Here is a 12,399-nt window from a genome sequence, read left to right as displayed (position 1 = left end):
ATGAGGAAATTCGCTGGGTACGTGAGGCCTATGGCTATGAATGAGGAGCGAGGAAGGTGTGGACGCCCGCGCGGATGACGCCGGTCAGGGTGTTCTGGAACTCGGTCAGCCGCCTTCCTCGGCGTTGGACGAGGTAGAGCTTGTCCCGCAGGTCCTGGCCGCTGATCCGCACCTCACGCAGGAGGCCCGTGTCCAGCTCGCGCTGCACCGAGGCCCGCCAGAGCAGGGCCACGCCCAGCCCGCCCTGGACCGCCACCTTCATGGACTCGGCGCTGCCGAGCTCGATCGCCACGCTCCGGTCGACGACTCCGATCGCCGCCAGTGCCGAGTCCTGGCTGCGACGGATGGCCATGCCCGCGGGCGGGCAGACGAAGGACAGGCCCGTCAGCTCCGCGACGGACACCGCATCCCCGACCCTCGTGTCGTCGGGCGCCGTGACGAGGCAGAAGGAAGGTCGGGCGATCAGTTCCGCCTCGAAGGAGTCGGTGTCGAGGACGGCGTCCGTGGCGAGCACCGAGAAGTCGTACCGTCCGGAGAGGGTGCCCTCGAGCGCGATCTCGACACTCGACGGACTGAGGGAGATCGAGGCGTGCGGGTGGCCGCGGCGGAAGTCGACGAGGAGCGGCGGCAGGACGTAGTTGCCGACCGACATGCTCGCCCCGATCGACGCGCGGCCGGCGGCGCCGCGGGAGATGTCGCGAAGGCTGCGGTCGAGCTCGGTGCGCCCCCGCAGCACCTCGGTCGCCCACAGGTGCACCTCGGCGCCCGCTTCCGTCAGCTCCATACCACGGCCCTCCCGCCGGAAGAGCTTGACCCCCAGCCGCTCCTCGAGGGAGCGCAGGTGCGCGCTCACGACCGGCTGGGACACGAACAGCTCCTCGGCCGCCAGCCGGACGCCGCCTCGCTCGACCACCCGGGAGAAGACCTCGAGCTTGTGCAGGGAGATCCGGTTGTCCGGCGCGGATGGACTCATAGTCAGAATGCTAAGTCGTGCCGCCGGAATTTCACATAGACCTATCTGAATCGGAGACATAGCGTCGGGTCGTCCCACTACCGAGGAGGTCAGGATGCCGCTCGCCGCGATCACGACGTCGCACACGCCGCTGATGCACACCGTCGAGCCTCGGGGAGACGCCCGGGCCGCGGTCGACGCCGCCTTCGCCGACGCCCGCGCCTTCGCCCGGGAGTTCCACCCCGACCTCGTGGTCGTCGTGGCCCCCGACCACTACAACGGCATGTTCTACGACCTCATGCCCCCCTTCTGCGTGGGTACCGCGGCGGATGCCGTCGGCGACTACGGGACGGCCGTGGGCCCGTTGGCCGTGGACCGCGACGCAGCCCGCCACGTCGTCCGCGAGGTGCTCGGAGCAGGGATCGACCTCGCGATGAGCGAGCGCATGGTCGTCGACCACGGCTTCGCGCAACCCCTGGAGCTGCTGTTCGGCGCGATCGACGCCATCCCGACGGTGCCCGTGTTCGTCAACTCCGTGGCCGTGCCGTTCGGTCCGGTGCAGCGGACCCGGCTGCTCGGTGCGGCGCTCGGCCGAGCCCTGCTCGCTCTCGACCGGCGGGTCCTGCTGCTCGGCTCCGGCGGCCTGTCCCACGACCCGCCGCTGCCGCAGCTGGAGGGCGCCCCGCCCGAGGTCGTCGCACGCCTCGTGTCCGGCAGGCACCCGTCGGCGGAGGATCGGGCCGCGCGGGAGGGCCGGGTGCGCGAGGCGGGCCTGGCCGTGATCGCCGGGGATCCCGGCCCGCGGCTGAACCCGGCCTGGGACCAGGCGTTCCTCGACCTGCTGGCCCGGGGCGAGCTCGGCGCCACCGACGGCTGGACCAACGGCTGGATCACCGCCGAGGCGGGCAACTCCGCCCACGAGGTCCGCACCTGGCTGGCCTGCTACGCCGCCCTGGCCGCCGCCGGCCCGTACGCGGTGCGCAGCAGCTTCTACCGGCCGATCCCGGAGTGGATCGCCGGGTTCGGCATCACCACCGCAGAGACCCTCGCACCGACCCGGAGGACCCCGTGACCCTTCCCGTACCCGTCACCGACGAGCCGAGCATCTGGACGGCCCTGTTGGGCCAGGACCTGACCATCCGCCACGTCCAGGTCGGCGAGTGGAACACCCGCGTGCTGGAGGCGGGCTCCGGACCCGAGACCGTGGTGCTGCTGCACGGCGTCGGCGGGCATCTCGAGGCCTACGCGCGCAACATCCCGGCGCTGGCTGCCCACCACCGGGTGATCGCCTACGACTACCCCGGTCACGGCATGACCACCCCGACGACCCGCCCGCTCGAGCTCCCGGACTACGTCGAGCACCTCCTCGGCCTGCTCGACGCGCTCGGCGTGGACAGGGCCCACCTGAGCGGCGAGTCGCTCGGCGGCTGGATCGCGGTCAAGGCGGCGTACGCGCACCCCGAGCGGGTGGGCCGGATCGTGCTCAACACCCCCGGCGGCGCCCTGTCGGACCCGGCCGTGCGCGAGCGCATCCGCAGCCTGTCCCAGGGTGCGGCCGACGACCCCAGCGACGAGCGCATCCGCGCCCGGGTGACCTGGCTGATGGCCGACCCCGCGAGCGTCACCCAGGAGCTGGTCGACGTGCGCCGCACGATCTACGCCCAGCCCCCGTTCGCCGAGTCCATGCGCAACATCATGTGCCTGCAGGACGGCGACGTCCGCGCCCGCAACATGATCACCGACGAGGAGCTCGCCGCGATCCAGGCTCCGGCGCTCGTCGTCTGGACCAGCGACGATCCCTCCGGTCCGGCCGCCGTCGGGCTGAAGATGGCCGAGCGGCTCCCGAACGGCCGCTTCGAGCTGGTGAAGGGCGCGGGCCACTGGCCGCAGTGGGAGCAGCACCGCTACTTCAACGAGCTGGTGCTCGCCTTCCTGGACGAAGACGCCCGCGTCGCCGCGGGCTGAGGAGCTGTGATGACCACCATCCCCGTGACCAACCCGCGGACCGGCGAGGTCGACCACTGGATCGAGCCCTGGGGCCGCGCGGAGATCGCCGCGCTCGGCGCCGACCTGCGCAAGGCGCAGCAGGGGTGGAGCGAGGCGGGCATCGCGCACCGGGTGGCGGTACTGCGCCGCTGGGCGGACGCGATCGAGGCACACGCCGGCGCGATCGGGGACGCCGAGGCCGTCGACACCGGCCGCAGCCGCGTCGCGCACGAGGTGCCGCACATGGTCGTGGCGTCCGTCCGCGGCTGGTGCGACGCGGCCCCCACACTCCTCGACGGTGCCCGGCTGCAGGGCCGGTCGAGTGTCACGGACACGGTTTCCTTCGACACCGAGCTCGACCCCTACCCGTTGCTCGGGGTGATCAGCCCGTGGAACCACCCGTTCCTGCTGTCCATGCTCGACGCCGTGCCCGCGCTGCTCGCGGGCTGCGCCGTGATCGTCAAGCCGAGTGAGGTCACGCCCCGGTTCGTGGAGCCGGTCTCCGCGAGCATCGCCGAGGTGCCCGAGCTCGACGCCGTGCTGCGCTACGTACTCGGCGGGCCCGAGACCGGCCAGGCGCTCGTCGCCGAGGTGGACGCGCTGTGCTTCACCGGCAGCGTGAGCACCGGCCGCGCGCTCGCGGAGACCTGCGCCCGCCTTTTCATCCCGGCCTTCCTGGAGCTGGGCGGCAAGGACGCGGCGATCGTGACCGCGTCGGCCGACCTCGCCCGGGCCGCGGCGGCGGTGCTGAAGGGCGCGGTGCACAACACCGGCCAGATCTGCTTCGCGACCGAGCGCGTCTACGTGGACCGGACCGTGCACGACGAGTTCGTCGAGGAGCTGACCGCGCAGGCCTCCCGGTTGGAGCTCAACCACCCGGACATCGACCGCGGACACCTCGGCCCGTTCATCCTCGGCAGGCAGGCGGACATCGTGGACGCGCACCTCGCCGACGCCGTCGCGCGCGGAGCCGTGATCCGCTGCGGCGGCCCCAGCGAGACGCTCGACGGAGGCCGCTACATGCGCGCCACGGTGCTGACCGGCGTGGACCACAGCATGACGATCATGCGTGAGGAGACCTTCGGGCCGGTCGTCCCGGTGCAGGCCTACGACCACGTCGACGAGGCCGTCCACCTGGCCGACGACAGCGAGTACGGGCTGTCCGCCGCGGTGATCGCCGGCGACGAGGCCGAGGCGCGGGCCATCGGCAGGCGCCTGCACGCCGGCGCGGTGAGCCTGATGGACACCTCGCTGACGATCACGATCATGCGGGACGTCGAGAAGACGTCCTACGGGGCCTCCGGGCTCGGCGGCTCCCGCATGGGCCCGAACGGGCTGCTGCGCTTCCTCCGCCGCAAGGCACTCATCACCCGCTCCGGGCCGGTGACCGACATGGAGATGCTGCGCGAGGACCCGCACTCCTGATCCTCTACAGACACGGAGGTCTGTCATGTCCCTGCACGGGGGCGACACACCCGTCGGCCTGCTCGGCGGCGGGACCGTGGGTGGCGGTTGGGCCGCCACCTACCTCGTCCGGCGGCGCCCGGTGCGGCTCGTCGATCCGGCTCCCGGGGCGCTCGCCCGGCTCACCGGCTACCTCGGCGCGGTCTGGCCGTCGGTGCGCCGGACGGTGCCCGACGCCCCGGACACGCCCCCGTTGGAGCTGCTGCAGCTGGTGCCGGTGGAGGAGCTCGGCCCGGTCGCCCTCGTGCACGAGAACGTGCCCGAGTCCGTCGAGGCCAAGCAGGAGGCGTACCGGAGCATCGAACCCTTCGTCGGGGCCGACGTCCCGGTCCTCTCGAGCAGCGGTGGGCTCATGCCGAGCGAGCTCCAGGCCCGCATGGACCGTCCGGAGCGGTTCGTCGTCGCCCATCCGCAGAACCCGGTGTACGCGCTCGCCCTCGTGGAGGTCCTCGCGGGCAAGGCCACCTCGGCCGACGTCGTCGAGGACGTCCTCGCCCACCTGACGGACCTGGGCAAGCGGCCGGTGCTCGTGCGCCGCGAGGTCCCGGGATACCTGACCAACCGGCTGACCTTCGCGATGCTCCGGGAGGCCGTGCACCTGATCGCCGAGGGAGTGGTCGACGCCCGCGGTCTGGAGGACGCCGTCGTCCACGGGATCACCCCGCGGCTGCTGGTCGGCGGGCCGCTCACCTCGCTCGCCCTCGCAGGCGGCCCCGACGGCATGCGCGGCGCGATGCGCTCCTTCGCCCCGACCATCGAGCAGTGGTGGTCGGACCTCGGCACCCCGCACCTCGACGACGACGTCCGGGCCCGGCTGATCGCGGCCGCGGACGAGATCCTGGGGGACCGGCCGATCACGGAGGTACTCGCCGCCCGCGACGCCGCTGCGGTCGACCTGGCGGCGCGTCGGGAGCCCGTGGAATGAGCGAGCTGTTCGCCACGCCCCTGGTCGACTGCCACCACGAGCCGGACGGCTCGCTCATCCTGCGCTCCCGGGTCCCGGCAGGCCGTCCGACACCCACGGTCCTGCACTGGCTGCGGCGGTACGCGGCCGAGACCCCCGACGTCGCCCTGCTCACCGTCGCCACTGACGACGGCCGCCGGAGCTGGACCTACGCCGAGGCCTGGGCAGACGTGAGCCGGGTCGCCGCGGGCCTCCGTGCGCGCGGGCTGCGGGCCGGTGAGCGGGTGCTGGTGCTGGGCCCCAACTCCGTCGAGCACCTCACGGCGACGCTCGCCACCATGTTGGCCGGGGGAGTGGCCGTGCCGGTCGCGCCGCAGTACGCGGGCCCGGCCGCCGAGCACGACAAGCTCTCGGGCCTGCTCTCGGTCCTCGACCCCGCGATGGTCTGGGTGGACACCGCGGCGCAGAAGGCCGTGGTGGCCGGCGCGTCGACCGGGACTCCGCAGGTCCTCGTCGGCACGGGCGGGCTCGCCGCGCTCACCGGGGACACCCCGCCGCGTCCCGAGGATCTCGATCCCGCGGCGCCGTCGAAGATCCTGCTGACCTCCGGCTCCACCGGCAGGCCCAAGCCGGTCGCCTACACCCAGACGATGATGACGACCAACGTCCGGATGACCATCGACGTGTGGCCGTTCCTCCGCGATCACCCGCCGGTTCTCGTCGACTGGCTGCCCTGGAACCACGCGTTCGGCGGCAACGCCAACGTCCACCTCGTCCTCGCGCTCGGCGGCACGCTGCACGTCGACGAGGCGGCGGGCCGACCGGAGCGGCTCGGGACGACGCTGGCGAACCTCCGGCGGTTCCGCCCGACCTTCCACGGCGCCGTCCCTGCGGGTTTCGCCGCGCTCCTCCCGGCGCTGGAATCCAATCCCGACCTGCGCGCCGCGTTCTTTGGGCGGCTCGACGTGCTGTTCAGCGCCGGTGCGGCCATGCACCCCACCGTGTTCCGCAGGCTGACCGAGCTGTCGGCGAGCGTGCACGGGACCGCCGTCCCGATCGTCACCGGATGGGGATCGACCGAGGTCGGACCCGGCGCGACCATGGTGCACAGCCACGGCGTCGACCCGGACTGCATCGGCACCCCGCTGCCGGGGGTCGAGATCGCGTTGCGTCCGGCGGGCGGCAAGCAGGAGCTGCTCGTGCGTGGCCCCTGCGTCGCCGCGGGCTACTGGAACCTGCCCGAGCAGACCCGGGCCGCGTTCACCCCCGACGGGTGGTACCGGTCCGGCGACGCCGGTGAGCTGGTCGATCCCGCCGACCCGTCCCGCGGGCTGCGGTTCGCCGGCCGGATCGCCGAGGACTTCAAGCTGGCCAACGGCACCTGGGTCGACTGCGCCGGGATCCGCGCAGCGCTGCTGTCCCGCAGCGGCGGCCGGCTGCGGGACCTCGTCGTGATCGGCGCCGATCGCCCCGCACTCTGCGTGCTCGCGTGGCCGGACACCCGCACTCCCGAACCGTTCCAGGAGGAGGACCTCCGCGTGCTGATCGACGACCACAACCGCGACCAGGCCCGTCCGAGCACTCGGCTGCTCGACGGGGCGCTGCTCGATCCCGAACCCGACGGCGACGAGCTCAGCAGCAAGGGTGCCCTCGTGCGCACCGCGGTTCTGCAGCGGCGCTCGGCGCTGGTGGAGGAACTCTACGACCGGCAGGGGGCAGCGCTGTGAAGCTCGCCGAACCGGCCACCGGGCTGGTCGTGGAGCGGGCCGCGGACCTGTCCCCGTACGTGGGCGCCGAGCTCGGGACCAGCGGATGGGTCGCCCTGGAGGAGGCGGACGTCCTGGCGTTCGCCGACCTGACGCGGGACCGGCACTGGATCCACACCGACCCCGACCGCGCGCGGTCCGAGGCCGGCCTTCCCAGCGTGCTGGCCCACGGGTTCCTTGCCCTGTCGCTCGTCACCGGGCTCGGCAACCAGTGCTACACGGTGCGGGGTGCACGACGGTGGACGAACTACGGCATGGAACGGCTGCGGTTCACCGCTCCGGTCTTCCCCGGGGACGAGCTACGCCTGCGCCTCACACTCGAGGCCCTGGCCCCCGGCCCGGGCGGGACCACCCGGCTCGACCTCGGCTGCACCCTCGAGCAGCGCAGCGGCGAGCGACCCGCGCTCGTCGCGACCTGGATCGTCCTGGTGGAGGACTCGTGATCGTGATCCCGGAGGAATTCGTCCCGCTCGGCCAGGAGGGCACCTTCCTCGGCCACGTCGGCGGACTGACCTGGCACCGCCAGGCGGACCGCACAGACGTCTGCGTGCTCCTCGAACCGCACCACCTGAACCCGAACGGGACTGCGCACGGCGGGTTCCTGCTCACCGTCCTCGACATCACCCTCGGAGCGACCGTCGAGTCGTACCTGGGGGTGGACGCCGACCGCCATCCCGTCACGCTCCAGCTGTCGGCGTCGATGATGGCGGCCGCGAAGGGCGGCGAGCTGTTGTTCGGCGAGGCGGCCGTCGACCGGTCCACGCGGACGGTGACCTTCGTGACCGCGCGGCTGCACAGCGCGGGGCACACCGTGCTCACCGCCTCTGCGGTCTTCCGCAACCCGCCGACGGCACGTCCGACCGGGGCCTCGACGTGACCGGAACCCTCACCGAGACACCCGCCGTCCGCGCCGCCGCCTCCGCGCTGCAGGCGGCCGCCCGCACCCGCACGCCGTGCCCGCCGGTGCGGCAGACCCTGGCCGGAGAGGCCGGCGACGACCCGGTGGGCACCGGCTACGCGGTACAGCGCCTGCTCACGGCGGCCCGGGTGGAGGCCGGCCACCGCGTCGTGGGGCGGAAGATCGGGCTGACCTCGCCCGCGGTCCAGGCACAGCTTGGCGTGGACCGGCCGGACTTCGGGGTGCTGTTCGACGACATGGCCTGCACGCAAGACGCCCCCATCGACAGCGCTCGGCTGCTCCAGCCTCGGATCGAAGCGGAGATCGCCGTCGTGCTGGGCGCGGACCTCACCGACGGTGACCTCGACGGGCGCGCCGCGCGGGCCGCGGTCGCGGAGGTCCTGCCTGCCCTCGAGATCGTGGACAGCCGGATCACCGACTGGGACATCACCGTCGTGGACACCGTGGCGGACAACGCGTCGAGCGGGCTCTACGTCCTCGGGGAGAGCGTGGGTCCGCTGGGGGACCGCGATCTGCGGGTCGTGGAGATGACCCTGACCGGGGACGACGGGCGGGTGCTGAGCTCGGGCGACGGTGCGGCCTGCCTCGGCGATCCGGTGGCGGCTCTGGTGTGGCTGGCCCGCACGAGCCGCGACCTTGGCGCGCCGCTGCGGGCTGGCGAGGTCGTCCTCACCGGCGCCCTCGGACCGATGGTGCCCGTGGTCGCGGGCGCCACCTACACAGCGATCCTGACCGGCCTCGGTGCCGTGCGGGCCGCCTTCACCGACCCGTCAGGAGCGATGCGATGAACCCCACCCCCGCGGGAGACCGGCGGACGAAGGTCGCGATCATCGGCTCGGGCAACATCGGCTCCGACCTGATGATGAAGGTCATCCGGCTGTCGGAGACGCTGGAGATGGGGGCGATGGTCGGCATCGACCCCGCCTCCGACGGCCTGGCGCGGGCCCGGCGGCTCGGCATCCCGACCACCGCGGAGGGTGTGGACGGGCTTGTCGCGTTGCCGAACTTCGACGAGATCGCGGTCGTCTTCGACGCCACCTCGGCCCGCGCGCACGTCGCCAACGCCGCGAAGCTCGCGCCGCACGGCAAGATCCTCGTCGATCTGACGCCGGCGGCGATCGGCCCGTTCGTGGTGCCCGCGGTCAACCTCGAGGCCCACGCCGAGGCGCGCAACGTCAACATGGTCACCTGCGGCGGGCAGGCGACCATTCCGATGGTCGCGGCGGTCTCCCGGGTGGCCGCGGTGCCCTACGCCGAGATCGTCGCCTCGATCGCCTCGCGGTCCGCGGGTCCCGGCACCCGGGCGAACATCGACGAGTTCACCGAGACCACCTCGAAGGCCATCGAGGTCGTCGGCGGGGCGGGCCGTGGTAAGGCGATCATCGTGCTCAATCCCGCCGAGCCGCCGATGATCATGCGCGACACGGTGCTGTGCCTGGCCGCCGGCGGTGACCCGGAGGAGATCGTGGCGAGCGTGGTCGCGATGGCCGCGCAGGTCGCGCGCTACGTCCCCGGTTACCGGCTCAAGCAGCAGGTCCAGGTCAGCCCGGTCGCCGACGACGAGCCGCTCGACACGCTCATCGGCGTCGGCGCCCCGCGCCCGCGGTGGAAGGTCTCGGTGTTCCTGGAGGTCGAGGGCGCCGCGCACTACCTGCCCGCCTACGCGGGCAACCTCGACATCATGACCTCGGCCGCGCTGCGCACCGCCGAGCTCCTCGCCGCCCGGAGCGCGGGCGCCCCCCAGCCCGCTGTCCAGCCTGCGGAGGCCGTCCGATGAGCGACACCACCTCGCCCACGCTCTACGTCCAAGATGTCACGCTGCGCGATGGCATGCACGCCATCCGGCACCGGCTCGACCCCGCCGACCTGCGGCGGATCGCCGCGGCGCTCGACGCCTCTGGGGTGGACGCGATCGAGGTCGCCCACGGTGACGGGCTGGCCGGGGCGAGCCTGACCTACGGGCCGGGCAGCAACACCGACTGGGAGTGGATCTCCGCGGCCGCGGAGGTCGTGGAGCGCGCGGTGCTCACCACGTTGCTGCTGCCCGGGATCGGGACCCTGCACGAGCTGCAGAAGGCCTACGATCTCGGGGTGCGGTCGGTCCGGGTGGCCACCCACGCGACCGAGGCCGACATCGCGATCCAGCACATCGGCAAGGCCCGCGAGCTGGGCATGGACGTGTCCGGGTTCCTGATGATGTCGCACATGGCCCCGGCCGCGGACCTGGCGAAGCAGGCCAAGATCATGGAGGATGCTGGCGCGCACTGCGTCTACGTCACCGACTCCGGCGGCCGCCTGACCCTGGGCGAGGTCCGCGACCGGGTTCGCGCCTACCGTGACGTACTCGATCCGGGCACCCAGATCGGCATCCACGCGCACGAGAACCTCTCGTTGTCCGTGGCGAACTCGGTGGTCGCCGTCGAAGAGGGTGTCACCCGTGTCGACGCCTCGCTGGCCGGGCAGGGCGCCGGTGCGGGCAACTGCCCCATCGAGGCGTTCGTCGCCGTGGCGAACCTGCGGGGCTGGGAGCACGGCTGCGACCTGTTCGCCCTGCAGGATGCCGCCGACGACCTCGTGCGGCCGTTGCAGGACCGGCCCGTCCGGGTCGACCGCGAGACGCTGAGCCTGGGCTACGCGGGGGTCTACTCCAGCTTCCTGCGCCACGCCGAGCGCGCGGCACGCGAACACGACCTCGACACGCGCGACATCCTGGTCGAGGTCGGGCGCCGCCGGCTCGTCGGCGGTCAGGAGGACATGATCGTCGACATCGCCCTCGACCTGGCGGTCGGCCGCCGGCCGTGATGCGCCGGTGGGGCTTGTGGACGATATTGGAAACGCGCAGGCGACGACCTCGGGGCTCGGCAAGCCCATGAGGTCGATCGCGTAGAGGAGGTGTCGCGCGTTAGGGCCGACCCTCTGAACAGCCCATCTCGATACATCGTGTTGGACTCGAACCCCACCTGGAGCGCTTGCGCAACGTGACGGTCGCGGTGCCGGGCCGGCTCGACGCCTCGGTCCACCAGCACGAGGAGACCGTCACCGCGATCACCGAGCTGACCCGCCGCGTCAGCTTGGAGAGGTAAGGGCGCCGCACCATGTCGGCGACGCTGAGCTCGTCACCCGTCCGGGCACGCGCTGACGAGATCCCGAAGACGCTGCGGATGTGCTCTAGGCAAGGCCGCAGGTTCGACCCGAGGGTCGGGGCGCTGCCCCGGCGGGTTCCTGGAGGACGCGGCGGCTCAGCGAGTACTCGATGGGTCTTCCTCGAGAAGCCCGTCGGAAGGCTGCTCAGCTCGTCCAGATCGGAGCTCATGGGCTGCGGCTACTCGGATCGGGCCGTGGGGGACGGCCTGCCCGCCGCGATCAGCTGACTCCCTTTCCGCTGTACCGGCGAATAAGCGGTCGCTATGATCCTGGAAAAGCACTGCAGGCCAGAGCGACAACGCTCTGGCCTGCTGCTTCTGTGCGCCGCGAGGGAATCGAACCCCCAACCCGCTGATTAAGAGTCAGCTGCTCTGCCGATTGAGCTAGCGGCGCATGTATTCAGTTTTGTCCTGCCGGGTCCGGCGGTGTCCCTTGCGCGACAGGGGAAACGCTATCAGGCGCGTCCTCCGGGCCGTGCGAGGGGGTCCGCGACCCCGGGTGAGTGACGGGACTTGAACCCGCGACTTCCTGGACCACAACCAGGTGCTCTACCAGCTGAGCTACACCCACCATCGAACCTCCGGGCCGCCCCGGCGTTCTGGGGTGAACTCTACAAGGTCGTGTCGAGCGGGTTCACCGCGGGGGTGCCAGCGCGGCCGCCGCGGCCCTGGCCTCGTCGGACGTCGGGCCCGGGGGCTGCACGAACAGCGTCCGCCGGTAGTACTCGAGCTCGCGGATCGACTCCTGGATGTCCGCCAGCGCGCGGTGCGCGAGCCCCTTCTCCGGCTTGGCGTAGAACACCCGCGGGAACCAGCGGCGGGCCAGCTCCTTGAGCGAGCTGACGTCGATCATCCGGTAGTGCAGGTGGGCGTCGAGCTCCGGCATGTCCCGGGCCAGGTAGCCGCGGTCGGTGGCGATGGAGTTGCCGGCCAGCGGCGCGGTGCCGGGGTCGGGCACGTGCTCGCGGATGTAGGCGAGCACCGCCTCCTCGGCCTCCCGCAGCGTGGTCCGGGACGCCCGGACCTCCTCGGTCAGCCCGGACCGCGCGTGCATCTCCCGGACGACCTCGGGCATCCCCGCCAGCATGTCGTCGTCGGCGTGGATCACGACGTCGACGCCCTCGCCGAGCACGTTCAGGTCCCCGTCCGTGACCAGCACGGCGATCTCGATGAGCGCGTCGCGGCGCAGGTCGAGACCGGTCATCTCGCAGTCGATCCACACCAACCGGTCGTTCATGACCCGCAGCGTATGCGCTGGCCCGCCG

At 72.4% G+C, this 12,399-nt stretch carries 12 protein-coding genes and 2 tRNA genes; 10 read left to right on the top strand and 4 right to left on the bottom strand.

The features are described 5' to 3' along the window. Window positions 1–34 precede the first annotated feature (34 nt). Window positions 35–973: a LysR family transcriptional regulator gene (locus tag ACFQH9_RS20785; RefSeq protein WP_379567967.1), complete on the bottom strand. Its 939-nt coding sequence runs from the start codon at window positions 971–973 to the stop codon at window positions 35–37. 94 nt (window positions 974–1,067) lie between these two features. Here ACFQH9_RS20785 and ACFQH9_RS20780 point away from each other — a divergent pair, with 94 nt between their 5' ends. From ACFQH9_RS20780 to dmpG, 10 genes are read left to right on the top strand one after another with little or no spacing between them, the layout of a single operon-like run. Then, window positions 1,068–2,024: a 3-carboxyethylcatechol 2,3-dioxygenase gene (locus tag ACFQH9_RS20780; RefSeq protein WP_379567965.1), complete on the top strand. Its 957-nt coding sequence runs from the start codon at window positions 1,068–1,070 to the stop codon at window positions 2,022–2,024. After that, entirely contained in the window at window positions 2,021–2,917 is an 897-nt protein-coding gene (locus tag ACFQH9_RS20775) for an alpha/beta fold hydrolase (RefSeq protein WP_379567963.1), read from the top strand. The genes ACFQH9_RS20780 and ACFQH9_RS20775 overlap by 4 nt, the downstream gene beginning before the upstream one ends. A gap of 9 nt (window positions 2,918–2,926) precedes the next feature. Then, window positions 2,927–4,363, top strand: a complete 1,437-nt coding sequence (locus ACFQH9_RS20770; RefSeq protein WP_379567961.1) for an aldehyde dehydrogenase family protein — start codon at window positions 2,927–2,929, stop codon at window positions 4,361–4,363. A gap of 25 nt (window positions 4,364–4,388) precedes the next feature. Further along, window positions 4,389–5,327 carry a 3-hydroxyacyl-CoA dehydrogenase NAD-binding domain-containing protein gene (locus ACFQH9_RS20765; RefSeq protein ID WP_379567959.1) on the top strand — a complete coding sequence of 313 codons (939 nt, stop codon included), beginning with the start codon at window positions 4,389–4,391 and terminating at the stop codon, window positions 5,325–5,327. Continuing rightward, on the top strand, window positions 5,324–7,033 hold the full coding sequence (locus tag ACFQH9_RS20760; RefSeq protein ID WP_379567957.1) for an AMP-binding protein: 1,710 nt from the start codon (window positions 5,324–5,326) through the stop codon (window positions 7,031–7,033). Before ACFQH9_RS20765 ends, ACFQH9_RS20760 begins: the two co-directional genes overlap by 4 nt. After that, entirely contained in the window at window positions 7,030–7,515 is a 486-nt protein-coding gene (locus ACFQH9_RS20755; RefSeq protein ID WP_379567955.1) for a MaoC family dehydratase, read from the top strand. The genes ACFQH9_RS20760 and ACFQH9_RS20755 overlap by 4 nt, the downstream gene beginning before the upstream one ends. Continuing rightward, window positions 7,512–7,949 (top strand): PaaI family thioesterase, encoded by a 438-nt coding sequence (locus tag ACFQH9_RS20750; RefSeq protein WP_379567953.1) that lies wholly within the window; start codon window positions 7,512–7,514, stop codon window positions 7,947–7,949. Before ACFQH9_RS20755 ends, ACFQH9_RS20750 begins: the two co-directional genes overlap by 4 nt. Next, entirely contained in the window at window positions 7,946–8,779 is an 834-nt protein-coding gene (locus tag ACFQH9_RS20745; RefSeq protein WP_379567951.1) for a 2-keto-4-pentenoate hydratase, read from the top strand. Before ACFQH9_RS20750 ends, ACFQH9_RS20745 begins: the two co-directional genes overlap by 4 nt. Beyond that, a complete protein-coding gene (locus ACFQH9_RS20740; RefSeq protein ID WP_379567949.1) occupies window positions 8,776–9,768 on the top strand; it encodes an acetaldehyde dehydrogenase (acetylating) in 993 nt (330 codons plus the stop codon). Before ACFQH9_RS20745 ends, ACFQH9_RS20740 begins: the two co-directional genes overlap by 4 nt. Then, window positions 9,765–10,793, top strand: a complete 1,029-nt coding sequence (gene dmpG, locus ACFQH9_RS20735) for a 4-hydroxy-2-oxovalerate aldolase (RefSeq protein ID WP_379567947.1) — start codon at window positions 9,765–9,767, stop codon at window positions 10,791–10,793. The genes ACFQH9_RS20740 and dmpG overlap by 4 nt, the downstream gene beginning before the upstream one ends. Before the next feature lie 662 nt (window positions 10,794–11,455). On the opposite strand, the gene ACFQH9_RS20730 is transcribed toward dmpG, so the two are convergent. The 3 genes from ACFQH9_RS20730 to orn all read right to left on the bottom strand — a co-directional run bounded on the left by ACFQH9_RS20730 (window position 11,456) and on the right by orn (window position 12,371). Next, window positions 11,456–11,528 (bottom strand) — tRNA-Lys (locus ACFQH9_RS20730). A gap of 104 nt (window positions 11,529–11,632) precedes the next feature. After that, a tRNA-His gene (locus tag ACFQH9_RS20725) sits at window positions 11,633–11,705 on the bottom strand. Between the two features lie 63 nt (window positions 11,706–11,768). Then, a complete protein-coding gene (gene orn, locus ACFQH9_RS20720; protein WP_379567945.1) occupies window positions 11,769–12,371 on the bottom strand; it encodes an oligoribonuclease in 603 nt (200 codons plus the stop codon). Window positions 12,372–12,399 lie beyond the last annotated feature (28 nt).

This window comes from Pseudonocardia lutea, from assembly GCF_042658055.1.
Lineage (GTDB): Bacteria > Actinomycetota > Actinomycetes > Mycobacteriales > Pseudonocardiaceae > Pseudonocardia > Pseudonocardia lutea.
Note: the sequence above shows the minus strand (reverse complement) of the source record. Positions and strands in the feature narration are given on the sequence as shown.